At 71.7% G+C, this 16,021-nt stretch carries 11 protein-coding genes and 1 pseudogene; 6 read left to right on the forward strand and 6 right to left on the reverse strand.

The features are described 5' to 3' along the window. Positions 1 to 20: 20 nt before the first annotated feature. The 5 genes from AB0H84_RS48875 (at position 21) to AB0H84_RS48895 (ending at position 6,975) form a co-directional block, all read left to right on the forward strand. On the forward strand, positions 21 to 392 hold the full coding sequence (locus tag AB0H84_RS48875; protein WP_357620481.1) for a peptidase inhibitor family I36 protein: 372 nt from the start codon (positions 21 to 23) through the stop codon (positions 390 to 392). Positions 393 to 627: 235 nt separating this feature from the next. Further along, positions 628 to 1,281 carry a fasciclin domain-containing protein gene (locus tag AB0H84_RS48880; RefSeq protein WP_357620483.1) on the forward strand — a complete coding sequence of 218 codons (654 nt, stop codon included), beginning with the start codon at positions 628 to 630 and terminating at the stop codon, positions 1,279 to 1,281. A gap of 185 nt (positions 1,282 to 1,466) precedes the next feature. Further along, positions 1,467 to 3,116 carry an OmpA family protein gene (locus AB0H84_RS48885; RefSeq protein WP_357620485.1) on the forward strand — a complete coding sequence of 550 codons (1,650 nt, stop codon included), beginning with the start codon at positions 1,467 to 1,469 and terminating at the stop codon, positions 3,114 to 3,116. Positions 3,117 to 3,400: 284 nt separating this feature from the next. Further along, positions 3,401 to 4,327: a substrate-binding domain-containing protein gene (locus tag AB0H84_RS48890; protein ID WP_357620487.1), complete on the forward strand. Its 927-nt coding sequence runs from the start codon at positions 3,401 to 3,403 to the stop codon at positions 4,325 to 4,327. Between the two features lie 473 nt (positions 4,328 to 4,800). Further along, a complete protein-coding gene (locus AB0H84_RS48895; RefSeq protein ID WP_357620489.1) occupies positions 4,801 to 6,975 on the forward strand; it encodes an AAA family ATPase in 2,175 nt (724 codons plus the stop codon). A gap of 19 nt (positions 6,976 to 6,994) precedes the next feature. Here the strand turns inward: AB0H84_RS48895 and AB0H84_RS48900 are convergent, their stop codons facing one another. The 4 genes from AB0H84_RS48900 to AB0H84_RS48915 are packed head-to-tail and all read right to left on the reverse strand — an operon-like array spanning position 6,995 to position 12,944. Next, a complete protein-coding gene (locus tag AB0H84_RS48900) occupies positions 6,995 to 8,125 on the reverse strand; it encodes a substrate-binding domain-containing protein (RefSeq protein ID WP_357620491.1) in 1,131 nt (376 codons plus the stop codon). Positions 8,126 to 8,136: 11 nt separating this feature from the next. Continuing rightward, on the reverse strand, positions 8,137 to 9,138 hold the full coding sequence (locus tag AB0H84_RS48905) for an ABC transporter permease (RefSeq protein ID WP_357620493.1): 1,002 nt from the start codon (positions 9,136 to 9,138) through the stop codon (positions 8,137 to 8,139). After that, on the reverse strand, positions 9,132 to 10,643 hold the full coding sequence (locus tag AB0H84_RS48910; RefSeq protein ID WP_357620495.1) for a sugar ABC transporter ATP-binding protein: 1,512 nt from the start codon (positions 10,641 to 10,643) through the stop codon (positions 9,132 to 9,134). The genes AB0H84_RS48905 and AB0H84_RS48910 overlap by 7 nt, the downstream gene beginning before the upstream one ends. A gap of 9 nt (positions 10,644 to 10,652) precedes the next feature. Continuing rightward, complete coding sequence (locus tag AB0H84_RS48915) at positions 10,653 to 12,944, reverse strand: LuxR C-terminal-related transcriptional regulator (protein WP_357620497.1); 2,292 nt, start codon at positions 12,942 to 12,944, stop codon at positions 10,653 to 10,655. A gap of 291 nt (positions 12,945 to 13,235) precedes the next feature. On the opposite strand from AB0H84_RS48915, the gene AB0H84_RS48920 reads away from it, so the two are divergent. Then, positions 13,236 to 14,090, forward strand: coding sequence for a LysR family transcriptional regulator (locus tag AB0H84_RS48920; protein WP_357620499.1), 855 nt, complete (start codon positions 13,236 to 13,238; stop codon positions 14,088 to 14,090). A 145-nt stretch (positions 14,091 to 14,235) separates the two neighbouring features. On the opposite strand, the pseudogene AB0H84_RS48925 reads toward AB0H84_RS48920, so the two are convergent. Further along, a pseudogene (locus tag AB0H84_RS48925) lies at positions 14,236 to 14,505 on the reverse strand (zinc ribbon domain-containing protein); the annotation flags it as partial. Between the two features lie 95 nt (positions 14,506 to 14,600). Then, positions 14,601 to 15,800, reverse strand: coding sequence for an MFS transporter (locus tag AB0H84_RS48930; RefSeq protein WP_357620501.1), 1,200 nt, complete (start codon positions 15,798 to 15,800; stop codon positions 14,601 to 14,603). Positions 15,801 to 16,021: the final 221 nt, after the last annotated feature.

Below are 16,021 nucleotides of genomic sequence, written 5' to 3' on the forward strand. Positions count from 1 at the left end.
GAACACGAGGAGACACGGCAATGAGGTCGACGACACGCGGCATGCGGATCGCAACGGGCGCCGGCGCCATCGCGCTCGCCATGGTGGCCTGCGCCCCACCGGCCACGGCGGCCGCCCCCGCCTCCAGGGCGTCCGGTGACATCTGCCTGTGGAGCGGGCGGGACTACTCCGGCGCGTCGTGGTGCTGGAGCCCCGACCACGGCTACGTGGACGTGCCGCCGGCGCTCCACGACAACGTGGGCTCCTTCATCGCCCACGCCGATGGCTGCTTCATCAACTGGATCAGCGTCCCCGACAGGAAGGAGACCCGCGTCGTCCGTGACGGCGACTACCGCAGGGTGTACAAGGACGACTTCGGCGGCAAGATCGACGCCGTGGCACCCACCTGCTAGATCCCCGGACGCCGAGTGAGACGACGGGCTCTGGGCGGTCGCAGCGCGAACAGAGCCCGTCCCCGGCGGGTCGGGCCGGCGGCGAAGCCGGCCACACAACTTGGTGCGCAAAGTTGTGACATATCACTTTTGTGCCGTCTTAGGCGAAATGTAACTTGTGTGTTCTCAACGGCCCCCGAAACTGGAGAAGGACCCAGGCGAGAGCCCGGGACCGATCGAAAACGGGGGGATCACAGTGAAACGAGTGCTTCTCGCGGCGGCGCTGGCGCTGACCGCCAGCACCGCCGGCACCGTCGCCCATGCTTACGTCCGTACGCCCACGCCGGAACCGACGGATACGTCCATGCCGGAAACCTCGCCGGCGCCGGAGGAGACCACCAGCATGCCCGAGGTCTCACCGGCGCCTGGAGAGGTGTCGCCGAGCGCCAGCGCGACCCCGTCCGGGCCCGGCTGCTCCGCGATGGAGAGCGAACTGTCCGGCATCGCGGACAAGCCGGTCGGCACCGCCCTTTCGCAGATCACCGAGCTCTCCACGCTCTCGGAGGCGGTGAAGAAGGCCGGGCTGGAGGAGAAGCTGAACTCCGCCAAGGACATCACGGTCTTCGCGCCTGACAACAAGGCGTTCGACGCGATCCCGAAGGAAGCCCGGGACAAGGTCATGGCCGACAAGGAGAAACTGGCCAAGGCCCTCAGCTACCACGTGGTGGAGGGCAAGAAGGAGCCGGCCGACCTGTCGGGTGCCACGCTCAAGACCCTGCAGGGCGGCGAGCTGACCGTGAAGGGTTCCGGTGAGGACCTCACGATCAACGGCGCCAAGATCGTCTGTGGCGGCATCCACACGAGCAACGCCGTCGTCTACGTGGTCGACAAGGTCCTGATGCCCCAGTGAGGGACACGGGCCCCGGCCCGGACGGAGAGCACGATCGCCAGGCGACGACCCCGGCGACCGTGCTCTCGCCGCGTCCGGCCCGGAGTCCACGGCTGGGGGATCACATGCGGCGAACAAGAACGTGGGAACCTGCGTCTAATTCCTACACCTGACCGATCTTGATCGCCTCGCGGAGATTTGTGTCGATGCGTACCCCCCGAACGACGGTCCTCCTGCTCGCCGCCGCGGTGCTCTGCGCGTGCGGAGCTCACCCGCAGACCGCCGGGAACCGGACCGCGACTGCGACGACGCCCCCGCAGCAGCCCGCGTCCCCGCCGGCCTCGCCCTCCGCGGCCGCCGGCTCGCCGACGGCGAGCTCGGCCCCTGCCGGAACCCTCGTACGGGAAGGGCTGGTCGGCCTGCACGGCTCGAACCCGTTCAAGGTGGAGGTCAAGGCGCTCGAGCGCAACAGCGACCTCACCGTGCTCAAGATGGAGATCACGGCCACCGGCGAGGGCGGCTCCAGCGGCGACTTCGGCTACGACGGGTTACCCACGCAGAGCGTGAGCTTCGGCAGGTTCCGGCTGTTCGACCCGGTCGGCAGGAAGGTCTACTTCACGCTGCGGGAGAACGACGCCGACGGCAGGGCGTTCGGCACCCGCCACAGCACGCCCACCACGGAGAACTATCCCGACGACTTCCGCGCCGGCGTGCGGTACCCCGTCGAGGTGTACTTCCCGCCGCTGCCGGCCGGGGTCCGGCAGGTCTCGATCGTGCCGGACATGGCCATGGCCCCGTTCACCGGTGTCCCGGTCACCGACGGCGCCGCGCCGCCCGTCGCCAGGCAGCGCGACGAGACGGACACGCCCGCTGCCGGCTCGACGTTCCAGTGGCCCGTGGTGCCGCCGTCGGGCCAGATCTGGTCCGAAATCTCCGACGTGAACGAACTGATCGAGACTCCCCAGAAGACGACGGAGCAGCAGGGCACCCAGGAGACGATCGGGCTGCGCACAGACGTGCTGTTCCGCTTCGACAAGGCGGATCTGTCGGACAAGGCCGCCGCCGTGCTGGACGAGGTGGTCGAGGAGACCCGGGTGCGGGCCGACCCGGCCAAGCCGCCGATCCTCATCGAGGGGCACACCGACAGCAAGGGCGAGCCCGCCTACAACCAGGACCTCTCGGTGAAGCGGGCGGAGGCGGTGCGCCGGTACCTCGCCGGCAAGCTCGGCGACGCCTACGTCTACAGGGCCGCGGGCAAGGGCGAGAGCGAGCCGATCGCCGACAACACCAAGACGGACGGCAGCGACAACCCCGAGGGCCGCGCCCGCAACCGCCGCGTCGAGATCTCCTACCGGATCAAGCAGGACCTGCCCGGCACGACCGCCACGACCGGCCCGTCGGCGGACAAGGTGCGCGGTTCGGTACGCGGCCCCGCCCCCTTCCGCGCCGACGCGGGTCCGGTGGTGGGCTCGCTGAGCGCGAAGCACTTCAACGACCGGCTACGGGTGGACGTCCACCCGTTCTACCGCGACGGCGCCTATCTGGTGGCGGCCTTCGACGTCGTGCTGGAGAGCTCGGAGTTGTTCGTCCCGGTGCCGGGGCCGTTCAGCGGCGGGTCGCACTCGTTCTCCTCGGGCTCCGACTACGGCAGGTTCAGCCTGCTCGACCCGGCGACGCAGGCCCGGTACCTGCCGTTGAAGATGAGCACCGAATTCGTGGAGAACTCCGTGCTCACCCTGGACAAGGGCGAGGTCAACAGGAGCTACGTCTACTTCCCCGCGCCCGCCGACTCGGCGCGGTCGATCACCCTGGAGGCGGAGGGCCTCGGCACCGTGCCCGACGTCCCGATCTCGTGAACCGGGAGGCGCCTGTGCCCGGACCCGCCCACCGTCCCGTCATCACGGTCGCCTCCGTTCCGCCGCTTGCCTGAGGCGGCTCCCCGCGGGTCCTCACGACGCGAGTTCGGCAGGCGTGAGACTCATCACATACACTCTGTCCAGCGGTTTCGCGGCGGGCCGGCTCGTACCGGCCACCCGTCTGGCCTCGGTGGAGCATCAGGCGGCCGGCTACGACACCGGCGCGACCGCGGCCCTCGTCGGCACCCTGCGGCGCAGGGCAGGAACCAACAAGAAGAAAGATCATGCGAATTCTCGCGACTCTCATAGTCGGTGCCGCGTTCGGCCTCGCTGCCTGCGGTACGTCCGCCGGCCGTGAGCCTTCGGGAGACCTCCATATCGGGATGGCCGTGTCGACGCTGAACAACCCCTACTTCGTTCAGTTCCGAGACGGCGCGGAGGCGGCTGCCCAGAACTTCGGGGTCAAGCTGACCGTCACCGACGCCCACAACGACCCCGCCCAGCAGGCCGACCAGATCAAGAGCTTCGCCGGTCAGAAGGTGAAGGCGATCATCGTCAACCCGGTCGACTCCGACACGATCGGCCCGGCGGTCAAGGCCGCCGGGCAGCTCAGCATCCCCGTGATCGCGGCCGACCGCACCGTCAACGGCGCCGACGTGGCCCAGACCCTGACCTCCGACAACGTGACCGGTGGCAAGCTGGGCGCGCAGGAGCTGGCCAAGCAGCTCGGCGGGAAGGGCGAGGTGGTCGTGCTCGAGGGCACCGCCGGCACCTCCGCCTCCCGCGACCGCAGCCAGGGCTTCGCCCAGGGCATCGCCGCGTACCCGGACATCAAAATCGTCGCCAAGCAGCGGGCCGACTTCCACCGGGAGAAGGGCCGTCAGGCCATGGCGAGCCTGATCGGGAGTCATCCCGGCATCACGGGGGTGTTCGCGGAGAACGACGAGATGGCGCTGGGCGCTGCCCAGGCCCTGGGGCCGAAGGCGGGGCAGCAGGTCAAGGTGGTCGGCTTCGACGGCACGCCGGACGGCATCAAGGCGGTGCAGGCGGGCACGCTGACCGCCACGGTCGCCCAGCAGCCGCGGATGCTGGGCTGGCAGGCGGTGGACGGCGCCATCAAGGCGGCGAGGGGCCAGATCATCGCCAAGTCGGTGGCGATCCCCGTCAAAGTCGCGACCAAGGAGAACGCCCGTCAGTTCTGGACTTTCTAAAATTCTCGCACCGCATGACGGCGGCGAGCCGGTGATCAGCGGGTCCAGGCGTTCGACGCTGGGCATGGGTAGGTAGTCGTCCTCGCCGGGCCCCGTCGTCCTCGATCCGCAGCAGTGACAGCAGGCGGCGCAGCTCGCGCGCGATGCGTACCCGCTCCTGGATGATCGCCTGCCGCTCGCGTTCGCGCTGCTTCTGCCGGAGCTCCACGGCCAGCTCGACCTCGGGGTGCAGGATCCGGAGTGCGTCCACAGCGCGAGCACCACGCCCGCCCCCGACAGCGCCTCGCCGAGCGGCTTGCGCACCGCGACGGTGTAGCAGGCCAGCAGGGGCCCAAGGTGCACCCGCCGCAGCCGGGCGCGGTCGGCGGAAGCACGGTCCACGGAATAACCTGGGTGGTGAATGCTGTGCGAGCTCGGGTTCGACTCGCGGCCTGGGGCGGCGACCAGGGGGATCGCCTTGCCGGGAGCTCTTTATGACGCTTTTGACGGATAAATCGACGTTTGTCGGGCGGAGGCACGAGCTGGCCGCGGCGCGAAAGGCGCTGTCAAGGGCGCGGCTGCTCACCTTGACCGGCACGGGCGGGGTCGGCAAGACCCGGCTGGCGCTCCGGATGGCCGAGCTCCTGCGGGACAGGTACCGCGACGGCGTCGAGGTGGTCGAGCTCGGCCCCCTGGAGACCGGCGACCTGCTGGAACCCGCGGTCGCCGCGGCCCTGGGCCTGCGGGACGCGAGCCCCGACCTCACGGGCGTGCTGGTGGACTTCCTGGCGGCCAAGCGCATGCTGCTGATCATGGACAACTGCGAGCACGTGGGCGAGGCCTGCGCCCGCTTCGTACAGCGGCTGCTGCGGAGCGCGCCCCATGTGCAGGTCCTGGTGACCAGCAGGCAGCTCCTGGGCGTGTACGGCGAGCAGGTGCTGAAAGTCCCGCCGCTGTCCGTTCCCGGCCCCGGCCCCGGCCCCACACTCCCGGAAACCGGCGACGGCCGGACGGAGGCGCCGGGCACCGGCCGCACTGCCCAAGAAGCCGGCCGCGCCCCGGACGGCCGGACAGGGGCGTCGGGCACCGGCCGCACTGTCCGGGAGGCCGTCCGGCACGGCGCGGTCCGCCTGTTCCTGGAGCGCGCGGCGAAGGTCGTGCCGGGTTTCGCGCTGGACGCGGGGAACGTGGAGCGCGTGGTGCGGCTGGTGCGGCGCCTCGAGGGGCTCCCGCTGGCGATCGAGCTGGCCGCGGCGCGGCTGCGTACCCTGTCGCTGGAGCGGCTGGCGGACGAGCTGGACGAGCGCTTCGACGTGCTGGCCGCCGGCGCCCCCACCGCGTTGCCGCGGCACCAGACGCTGCGCGCGACCATGGACTGGAGCTTCCGGCTCTGCTCGGCCGAGGAGCAGCGGCTGTGGGCGCGGCTGTCGATGTTCCCCGGCGGAGCCGATCTGGACACCGCCGAGGAGGTCTGCTCCGGTGCGGGCATCGACCGGCTCGACGTGCTCGACCTCCTGGGCGGGCTGGTGGACAAGTCGGTACTGGTCCGGGAGGAGACCGGCTTCCGCATGCCGGAGAGCCTGCGCGCGTACGGCTCCGAACAGCTGACGCCCGACGAGCGGCAGCTGATGCGCGGGCGTTTCGTCGGCCATTACCGGGAGCTGGCGGAGACGCACCGGGTCGACCAGCTGGTCCCCGACCAGCTGGAGCGGTACTGGTTGCTCCGGCACGAGCTGCCCAACGTGCGCGGGGCCCTCGAGACGTGCCTGAGCGAGCCGCCGCTGGCCTGCACCGGGCTGGAGACCGCGTCGGCGCTGTGGTGCTTCTGGCTGGTCTCCGGCGCGCTCACCGAGGGCCGCTACTGGATTGAGCGCGGCCTGGACGCGGTGCCGGAAGCCGGCCGCGCCCGGGCGACGGCACTGTGGGTGGACAGCATGCTCGCCCTGCGCCAGGGCGACGTCGACGCGGCCCTGCCGCTGCTGGAGGAGTGCCACATGATCGCCCGGCGGCCGGGGAACGAGGACATCTTGCCGTACGCCATACGGACCGCCGGTGTGGCGGCCTTCTCCAGCGGCGACAGCCGGCGCGGTCTCGCGCTGCTCCGGGAGTCCCTCGCCCTCCACCGGGCCCTGCACGACATGGACGGGGTCATGTTCAGCCTTTACTTCGCCGCCGCGTACAGCTCGGGCGAGGAACCCGGCCTGGCCGCGGAGTTCGGCGAGGAGATGCTGGACCTGTGCGAGTCCCATCACTCCCTGGTGTCCCGCTCGTACGCCCAGCTCGTCCTCGGCATGGCGTGGTGGAACCTGGGCGACTGCGCGCGGGCCGAGGCCGTGGTGACGGCGGCCACGGAGTTCGCCGGGGCGAGCAACGACCGGTGGTGCCTCGTCCAGTGCCTGGAGGTGCTGGCCTGGTGCGCCGGCGCCCGGCAGGAGCACGAGAGGGCCGCCGAGCTGCTGGGGGCGGCGCACGCGCTGTGGCAGGCGGCGGGCGCCTCGCCCGAGCGGCTCTGCTATCACGCGGCATCGCACGTACGGTGCGCGAGCCAGGCCCGCCGCGCTCTCGGGAGAGCGGCGTTCGCGTCGGCCTTCCGCCAAGGGGCGCGGCTCGGGACCGGCCGCGCCGTCATGTACGCGGTCCGGCCCGCGCGGGCCCGCCCCGCGTCCTGAGACCCGTCCCAGCCCTGTGCTAGCCCCGCCAGATCCGCAGGTAGGCCTCGCGGTAGCCGCGCGGGTCCCAGGACGTGGCGCCGTTCACGTTCTCCGTCGTGGTCAGGTGCACCGGCGACACGTAGCCGCTCGGCGGGCGACCGGCGAACGCGCGGTTCAGCTCGTCGACGATCTGGCTGCCCTGCGCGTTCAACGGCTCCGGCACGGTCGCCTGCTGGAACTGGCGGTCGCGGATCCGCTGGAACGCCGACGGATCGCCGTCCCCGGCGCCGATCGAGTAGGGCGGCCCGCCGCCCGGCCGGCCGGCGTCGCGCAGCGCCGGAGCGGCGTCGGCGAGGTAGAGGTCGTTGATCGCGACCGAGTGCGTCCAGCGGTCGCCGAACCGGGCCAGCAGGGACGAGACCGCCTGCGGCATGCGGCTGCCCGCGTCGGGGAGCGGGATGTTCTCGTAGGAGAGCAGCTTGACGCCGGAGCAGCTCAGCAGGGTCTTAGCGATGAGCTGGGACTTGTTCTCCGCGAACGGGATCGAGGAGTCGGTGAAGACGACGACGCCGGCGGCGCCGTTCGACCTGGCGATGATCCAGTACGCGCTGATCCTCGCGACGTCCTCCACCCTGCTCGTGACGTTGGTGAACAGCTTGGGACGCGCGCTGGGGCCGGGCGACTTGGTCGCGTGCCAGCCCACGAGCGGGATGCCGGCGGCGTTGGCCTGCCTGACCTGCAGGGCCACGGAGTTGGGGTCGAACCCGCCGATGACGATCCCCGACGGCCGGAGCGCGATCGCCTGCCCCATCGCCCCCCGGATCCCGGCGGGGGTGCCCTGGCCGTCGATCGCCCGGAAACTCCATCGTACGGAGCGCGCGGCGTCCCGTATCCCGCCGGCGACGCCGGCCACGCCGGGGTTGGTCATGGTCGACGCGACGAACACGACGCTCTTGCCGGGAACGGCCCGCGGCCCGCTCGTGGGGCCGGTCCAGGGCACGTCCACCGCTTCGGCCCGCGCGACCTCCCGCGCGGCGGCGCCGGCCACGCCGGGGCACGGGCTCGCCGAGGGGGTCCGGCCCGGGGCGGGATGCTCCGAGGCGCGCGAGCAGCCGCCCGCGACCACGGCGGCCAGTGCCAGCGCCGCGGCGGCCCGGAGGAGGTTCATGAGCCGCCTCCTCACTGGGTACGGGCGTGCGCCCGCCGCCGCGCGGAGTAGCCGGCCAGCCCGACCGCGATCAGCAGGGTGATGCCGTTGAACAGGGGGGTCACCCAGAAGTCGGCCCCCAGCTGGCTGATGCCGGACAGCCCGATGGCCAGGACCGCGACGGCGACGACCGTGCCCCACGGGTTCGGCCGCCCGGGCCTGATCGTGGTGGAGCCGAGCAGGGCGGCCACGAACGCCGGCAGCAGGTAGTCCAGCCCGACGCTCGGGTTGCCGATCTGCTGCTGGGCGGCGAGCAGGATCCCGGCGAAGCCGGTCACCAGGCCGGAGATCGCGAAGGCGAGGATGACGTAGTGGCGGATCGGGATCCCGACCAGTTCCGCCGCTCGCGGGTTCGAGCCGATCACGTAGAGGTAGCGGCCCACGGCGAGGCGTTCCAGCATGAGCCAGAGCACGGCGGCCAGGGCGAGGACGTAGAAGGCGGGCAGGGGCACGTCGAGGAAGGTCGACTCGTACAGGCCGGTCAGGCCCGCCGGCAGGCCCTGGGGGCCCGGGAAGATCCGGGCGCCATGGGTCACCCAGCCCGTGATCGCGTACAGGACGCTGCCGGTGCCGAGCGTCGCGACGAACGAGTCGATGCGGACGAACTCCACCAGCAGGCCGTTGGTCATGCCGACCACGACTCCGCCGGCGAGCACGGCCAGGCAGGTCTGGGGCCACGGCCATCCGGCGTTGACGACGAGGAGCAGGGTCATGACATGCCCCAGCCCCAGGCCGTACCCGATGGACAGGTCGAAGTGTCCCGTGACGATGGGGATCATCGCGCCCAGCGCCAGGATCGCGGTGATCGAATAGGCGGAGACGATGGCCGTCAGGTTGGCCATGGTGGGGAACGTGTCCGGCAGCGCGAGCGCGAACACGGCGAACAGGACGGCGGCCAGCACGAGCAGTCCGTAGCCGCCGATCAGCCGGTCGGCGGAGAACCGGCGCCGGCGCGCGGGATCGTTGATCAGCAACGGCCCGTCCCGTAGGTCGTGGCCGCGCGGGCGAGGGCGGAGGCGGTGAGGGCGGCACCGCTCAGCTCGGCGGTCACCGCTCCCCGCGCGAACACCAGGGCGCGGTCGCACATGTTCACGACTTCCTCGAAGTCGGCCGAGACGAGGAGCGCGGCCATCCCGCCCGCCAGGGCCTCGTCGAGCAGCCGGTGGATCTCCGCCTTGGCGCCCACGTCGACGCCGGCCGTGGGCTCCTCGAGGACCAGGAGACGGGGGCGGTCCCTGAGCCCGCGCCCGATCAGCACCTTCTGCTGGTTGCCGCCTGACAGATCGCCGAAGGACGCCTCCGCGTCCGCCGGGCGGACGTGCAGGCGCGCCATGAGCTCGGCCGTCTCGGCGCGCTCGCGGCGCGGGCTCAGCGGGCTCAGCGGCGATCGGCCGCGCGTCCCTGGGTTGGCCAGGAAGTTCTCCCGTACGCTCAGGTTCTCCGCGGCCCCTTCCTCGTGCCGGTTGCCGGTGACGAGGCCGACGCCCGCGCGGGCGGCGGCCGCGATCGAGGCCGGCCGGTACGGGCGGCCGCCGAGCAGCATGCGGCCGGACAGCATGGGGCGGGCGCCGGCCGGCACGCGCCCGATCTCCCAGTGCCCGGCGCCCGCGAGCCCGACGAGGCCGAGCACCTCGCCGCCCCGGAGGGCGAATCCGACCGGGCCGGCCTGGCCGGTGCGCACGTCCTCCAGGCGGAGGAGGACCTCCCGTGGTGTGCGGAGGTGGCGCCGGTGGCGGGTGCCCTCCGGTCCGACGATGTCGCGTACGAGGCCGGCCGGATCGCGCCCGGCGAGCGGGCCCTGGCTGACGAGGCGGCCGTCGCGCAGGACGGCGACCCGGTCGGCGATCCGGTAGACCTCGTCGAGCCGGTGGGTGACGTAGAGGATGCCGTGACCGCGGTCGCGGAGCCTGCGCAGGACGTCGAAGAGCCGGCCGCGCTCCGCGACGGGCAGGGAGGCGGTCGGCTCGTCCAGCACGACGATCCTGGCGTCCGTGGCCAGCGCGCGGGCGATGGCCACGAGCGAGCGCTCCGCGCGCGTCAGGTGAGCGACCGGCTCGTCCGGGTCGAGGTGACAGGCGACGATCCGGAGGGCGTCCAGGCAGCGGTCGTCCACCGCGCGCCAGGATATGAGGCCGCCGCGCCGGGCGTATCCGGCGCCGAGTGCGACGTTCTCCGCGACGGTCATCCACGCCACGAGGCCGAGATCCTGGTGGATGAACGCCATGCGAGCGGCGGCGGCCCGGCTGCCCAGCGGGTGGCCGGCCACGGTCACCTCTCCGCCGTCGGCCGGGTGGATCCCGGCCAGGATCTTGATCAGTGTCGACTTGCCGGCGCCGTTCGCGCCGAGCAGGGCCAGGATGTCGCCGCGGTGGAGTTCGAGATCGACGCCGTCCAGCGCGCGGATGCCGCCGAAGTGCTTGCGCAGCCCCCTGATCCGGATGAGCGGATCGGGGACGCTCGCCGAGCCCGGCCTGGTCATCACGGCGCCTCAACCGGCCTGGCGCGCGGTCCACGTCTTGGCCACCTGCGACCTGGACGTGAAGTTCAGCTTGCGCAGGATGTTCTCCACATGGCACTCGGCGGTGCGCTGCGAGATGACCAGGGCGTCGGCGATCTGCTTGTTGCTCAGGCCCTGGGCGACGAGTTCGGCGATCTCCCGCTCTCTGCGGGTGAGGATCGAGGTGACGTCGGACTCGGGCTGGAGGGCTTCCGCGGGCCGGGTGAGCTTCTCGTCCAGCGCGCACGCGGCGGCCTGGTCGAGACTGAACTCCGAGCCGCGGTCGAAGGCCGCCTTGAACGCCGCGTCCTTGAGGTGCTGCCGGACGACGGCCTCGCACCGGTCGTGCAGGCCCGCCAGGTGGCCGAGCCCCGGCAGTGACGTCCCGATCGACCGCCAGACCATGTGGGCCGCGCCCAGCATCTGCGCGGCCTGCTCGTGCTGCCCGTCGTCGGCCAGGATCCAGGCCAGCCCCTCCAGGCACTGGGCGAGGCCCAGGTGGTCATTGCAGCGCAGCTTCAGCCGGACGGCGTCCCGCATCATGCCCAGGGCCGGCCGGTACGCGCCCTGCCGCCATCGGTCCAGAGCCACGACCCAGAGCCCGTACGAGACCGACCATTCGGCGTTCGCCTGCTCGGCCCGCTCCAGGACCTCCTCGCAGAGCTTTCCGGAACGCCGATCGCCCATGAGGACGGCGGTCATGGCCAGCTGGAAGAGCGCCACCCAGGCGTTGCCCCGATGGCCCAGGGCGCGCCGCCGGGCCAGGGCCTCTTCCAGGAGCTCGAAGGCCCGGGCGAAGTCGCCGGCCAGCAACGTGGCGAACCCCGTGATGTGGACCGCGCCGGCGAGCTGGGCCTCGTCGCCCAGCCGGGCCGCCAGCTCCCGGCACTCTTCCAGCAGCGGCTTGGCCGCCTCCGCCTCCCCGCGCAGCAGCACGAGCCACGCGTCCACCCACAGGGCCTTGGCCCGTACGCTGCCGGCGTCGGCCTCCTGTGCCAGCGCCCGCTCCAGCCAGTGATGGCCTTCGCTCGGGGAGCTCCACGAAAGCCGGTGGCTCCACATCGCGCCGGCGATCTCGAGCGCGGCCCATGCCTCCCCCGGCTCGCTCAGGCAGAACTCCAGCGCGGTCCGCACGTTCCCCTGTTCCTCCCTGAGGCGGCCCAGCCAGTCCATCTGGTGCTCGCCGAACCACTCGGCCTCGGCCTGCGCGGCCAGCCCGCGGCACCAGTCGCGGTGGCGCAGCCGGAGTGGTCTGTCCTGGCCGGAAGCGGCGAGCCGCTCCAGCCCGTACTGGCGCAGGGTGTCCAGCATCCCGAAACGGTCCCGCCCGCGGCGCTGCACGATCGACTTGTCCACCAGCCGGCCGAGCACGTCGAGCACGCCTTCGGGGGCGATCCCGTCCCCCGAGCACACATGCTCGATCGCTTCCAGGCGGCAGCCGCCGGAGAAGACCGACAGCCGCTCCCACAGCGCCCGTTCCTCGGCGGAGCACAGGTCATAGCTCCAGTCCAGCAGCGCCCGCAACGTCTTCTGCCGCGGCGGCGCGGTGGTGGGCCCGGTCGTCAGCAGGCGGAACCGGTTGGCGAGGCGCTCGAGGATCTGCTCCACGGACAGGATCTGCACGCGCACCGCGGCGAGCTCGATGGCCAGAGGGATGCCCTCCAGCCGCCGGCACAGCTCCGCCACCGTCGCGCCGTTGGCGTCGTTGACCCGGAAGTCGTGCACGACGGAGGTGGCGCGATCCTCGAACAGCCTCACGGCCTCGTTCTGCAGGACGTCGTCCATCGTCGCCTCGGCCGCCTCCGGCACGGTCAGCGGCGGGACGTCGAGGATCCGCTCCCCCGTGAGGTGCAGCGCCTGCCGGCTCGTGGCCAGGATGCGTAGGCCGGGGGCCATGGCCAGCAGGTCGCCCGCCAGGGCGGCGCACTGGCCGAGCAGGTGCTCGCAGTTGTCCAGCACGAGCAACGACCGCTTGTCATGCAGGTACTCGGCGAGCGAGGCCAGGTCCGGCTGGGGGCATCCGACGACGTCGGCGACGGTGTCCGCGAGGAGGTCCCCCGCCGTCAGCGGGGCCAGGTCGACCAGCCAGATCCCGTCAGGGAACTCCCGCGACATCTCCGCGGCGATCCGGCGCGCCAGGCGGGTCTTGCCCACTCCGCCCACACCGGTGAGCGTCACCATCCGGCCGGTCGCGAGCAGGCGCTTGCCCTCGGCTATTTCGTGCCTGCGACCGACGAAGCTGGTGAGCTCGAGCGGGAGGTTCCCCGCACGAGATCGGGTCATCGCCTCCATAGCATCCAGTTCACCTGACTCAAGGAAGTCGCCGATGATGCGTTACGTAATCTTTCGGCTTTTTGACCTGGCTATCGGGATGGCACGCATGGCCACCGCCGCATTCCCCGCGACATGGTTACTTACCCGTGGCGGGTAATGCCATGGCACCGCAGGTGTAAATGCTGCTCTAGTCAAGCTCCTGAGTTGTCGTACGACAGGCCGGCCACCGACTGGAAGACCCAGACGACGGCGATAATCAGAGGGAAGAGTCATCTCCCACGTAGATGGCCGGGAGGGCGTTTGGATCTGCGGCAGATGGAGGTGGCCGTCGCGGTCGCCGAGGAGGGCGGGTTCACGGCGGCGGCGCAGCGTCTGCACGTCGTCCAGTCGGCCGTCTCGAGCACGATACGCGCGCTCGAACGCGACCTGGGGACTCCCCTGTTCGACCGCACCACCCACCGCGTGGCCCTGACCCCGGCGGGCGAGGCGTTCATCCCGGCGGCGCGGGCGGCGCTGCGGGCGGCCGAGCAGGCCAGGGCGGCGGTCGACGGCGTACGGGGCCAGCTCCGGGGACGGGTCACGGTCGGCACGATGCAGGGCGTCTGGGCCGGCCTGCATCGTGCGCTGGCCGGGTTGCGCGAGGAGCATCCCGGCGTCGTGGTCCGTCTGCGCCAGGCGGCGGTCGTCGACATCCGGCAGGCACTGCGGGAGGGCGCCGTGGACCTGGCGGTGGTCGCGCTCGACCGCCAGCAGCAGCGGGGCCTGGAGACCCGGCTGCTGTCCCGGGAGGAGATGGTGCTGGTGGCCTCGGCCGGGCGCCAGTTCGCCGGGCCGGTGACGCTGGCCGACGCGGCCCGGCTGCCCCTGGTCGACTTCTCGCCCGGCTGGGCGATCCGGCACTCGGTCGATCAGGCGTTCCGCGCGGCCCTGGTCGAGCGCACCACCACGTTCGAGGTGAACGACATCGTGGCGGCGTCCGAGCTCGTACGCCACGACCTGGGGGTGTGCATCATGCCGGAGTCGATCGCGGCGAGATTCCCGGACCTGGCCGTCCACCGCTTCGCCCAGCACGCGCCCCGCTGGAAGGTCATGGTCGTCCGGCCCCGGGGAGAGGCGCCGCCGGCGGTAGCGGCGCTGCTCCGGCACATCACCTGACGCCCGTCGCAAGCGGCACGTCAGGCCGCGGTGGCCCGGACCGCCTCGAGGGTCAGGCCGGCCACGTCCTTGGGACGGGAGACCGCGACGGCGTGGGAGGCGCCTTCGACCTCGACGGCGCTCGCGCCCACCCTGGGCTCCTTGATCAGGGGTACGCGCGGTTCGGATGGTTGGATTCCGGGCTCAGGAGCGCAGGGCGTCGCGGAGGAACTCGCCGCCCTGCTGGGTGGCCGCCTTCGCGGCGTACGTGTCGGCATCGCGTTGACCGTGCCGCCGCGAGCGGTGGTCTTACCGGCCCTCCACAGGCATTTCGTCTCTCCGCCCGTCCGGCGGCGAGAATGTTGATCGCGGCGTTGACATCCCGATCATGGACGGCGCCACACGGGCAGGACCATTCTGCTCGGCGATCTCTCGGTTGCGAAGCCTTTGTGCCGCCAGCCGTACGATCTGGCGCTACTGCGCGGTGAGTTCGACCGCATCCAGGATGTGTTCAGCACCCTAATGCGCAAGTTACTGGTGCTTTGGGGTTTTTTCGGTCGCCCAGTAGAGCAGGGCGAGGACGGGGAGCACCGCGCCCAGGACGGCCACGCCGGTCCAGCCGTAGGCGTGGAAGATGATCGACCCGGCCTGGGAGCCGATGGCCCCTCCGGCGAAGAACGTGGCGATGTAGACGCTGTTGAGCCGGGCCCGCGCGCCCTCGTCCAGCCGGTAGATGGTGTGCTGGCCCAGGATGAGGGTGGTCTGCACCGCCATGTCGAGCAGGACGGCGGCGACGGCCAGCAGGATGACGCTGTGCCCGCCGAGTCCGGCCAGGGCGGACGCCAGCGCGGCGGCGGCGAACGCCACGCCGGTCATCGGGCGCACCAGCCCACGGTCGGCCCAATGTCCCGCGAACGGCGCCACCCCCGCTCCGGCCGCCCCGACCAGCGCGAACATGCCCACGCCGAACCCGGAGTAGTGGAAGCCGGGGCCCGTCAGCACGAACGACACCGTGGTCCAGAACGCGCTGAACACGCCGAACATGACCGCCTGGTACAGGCCGCGCCGCACCAGCTGCGGGTGGGTGCGCACCAGCCGTGCGGTGGAGTGCAGCAGCCGCCCGTACGACACATCCGTGCTCGGGGCGTGGCGGGGCAGGGCCGAGCGCAGCGCCAGGGCCAGCACGGCCATCAGGACGGCCGAGCCCAGGAAGACGACGCGCCACCCGGCGACCTGGGAGACCAGGCTGCTCAGGGTGCGGGACAGCAGGATGCCGGTGAGCAGGCCGCTCATCACCCGGCCGACGACGCGCCCGCGGGCGTGGTCGGGGGCGAGGCCGGCCGCGAACGGGACGAGGATCTGGGCGACGACCGACGTCCCTCCGGCGATCAAGGAGGCGGCAAGGAGGACGGGGAACGCGGTGGCGGTGCCCGCCATCACCAGCGCCAGCGCGGTGACCGACAGCAAGGTCACGACCAGCCGGCGCTTCTCGATGCGGTCGCCGAGCGGGACGAGCAGCAGCATGCCCGCCACATAGCCGACCTGGGTCGCGGTGATGAGCCCGCCGGCGGCTGCCGTGCCGATCCCGAAGCAGGCGCTCAACGAGGAGAGCAGGGGCTGCGCGTAGTACAGGTTCGCGACGGTCATCCCGGTGGCGACGGCCAGGAGCAGGACGAGCCGGCCGGACAGCGCGGCTTGCCGGGGAGTCCGCAGATCAACGGAGGAAGTCATAGGTGCCTCTCAGAGCCGGTTCGACGCCGGGTTCTCCGGTCGTCGAGGGCTTGCAACGGCGTGCGGGCGCCCGCTCTTCCTCTCTTGAAGCGATGATCAGCGATGACTGTCATCTCTATCAGAGATGGGTCAGACATCCCTGGACCTGGAATGTCAAGCGGCGAAGTCGTGTTGCCGGTGCGACCATGCGGTTGCTTGGTTGTAGGTGGTGTGGGTTTTCA

The sequence above is a fragment of the Nonomuraea sp. NPDC050786 genome, from assembly GCF_040654115.1.
Taxonomy (GTDB): domain Bacteria; phylum Actinomycetota; class Actinomycetes; order Streptosporangiales; family Streptosporangiaceae; genus Nonomuraea.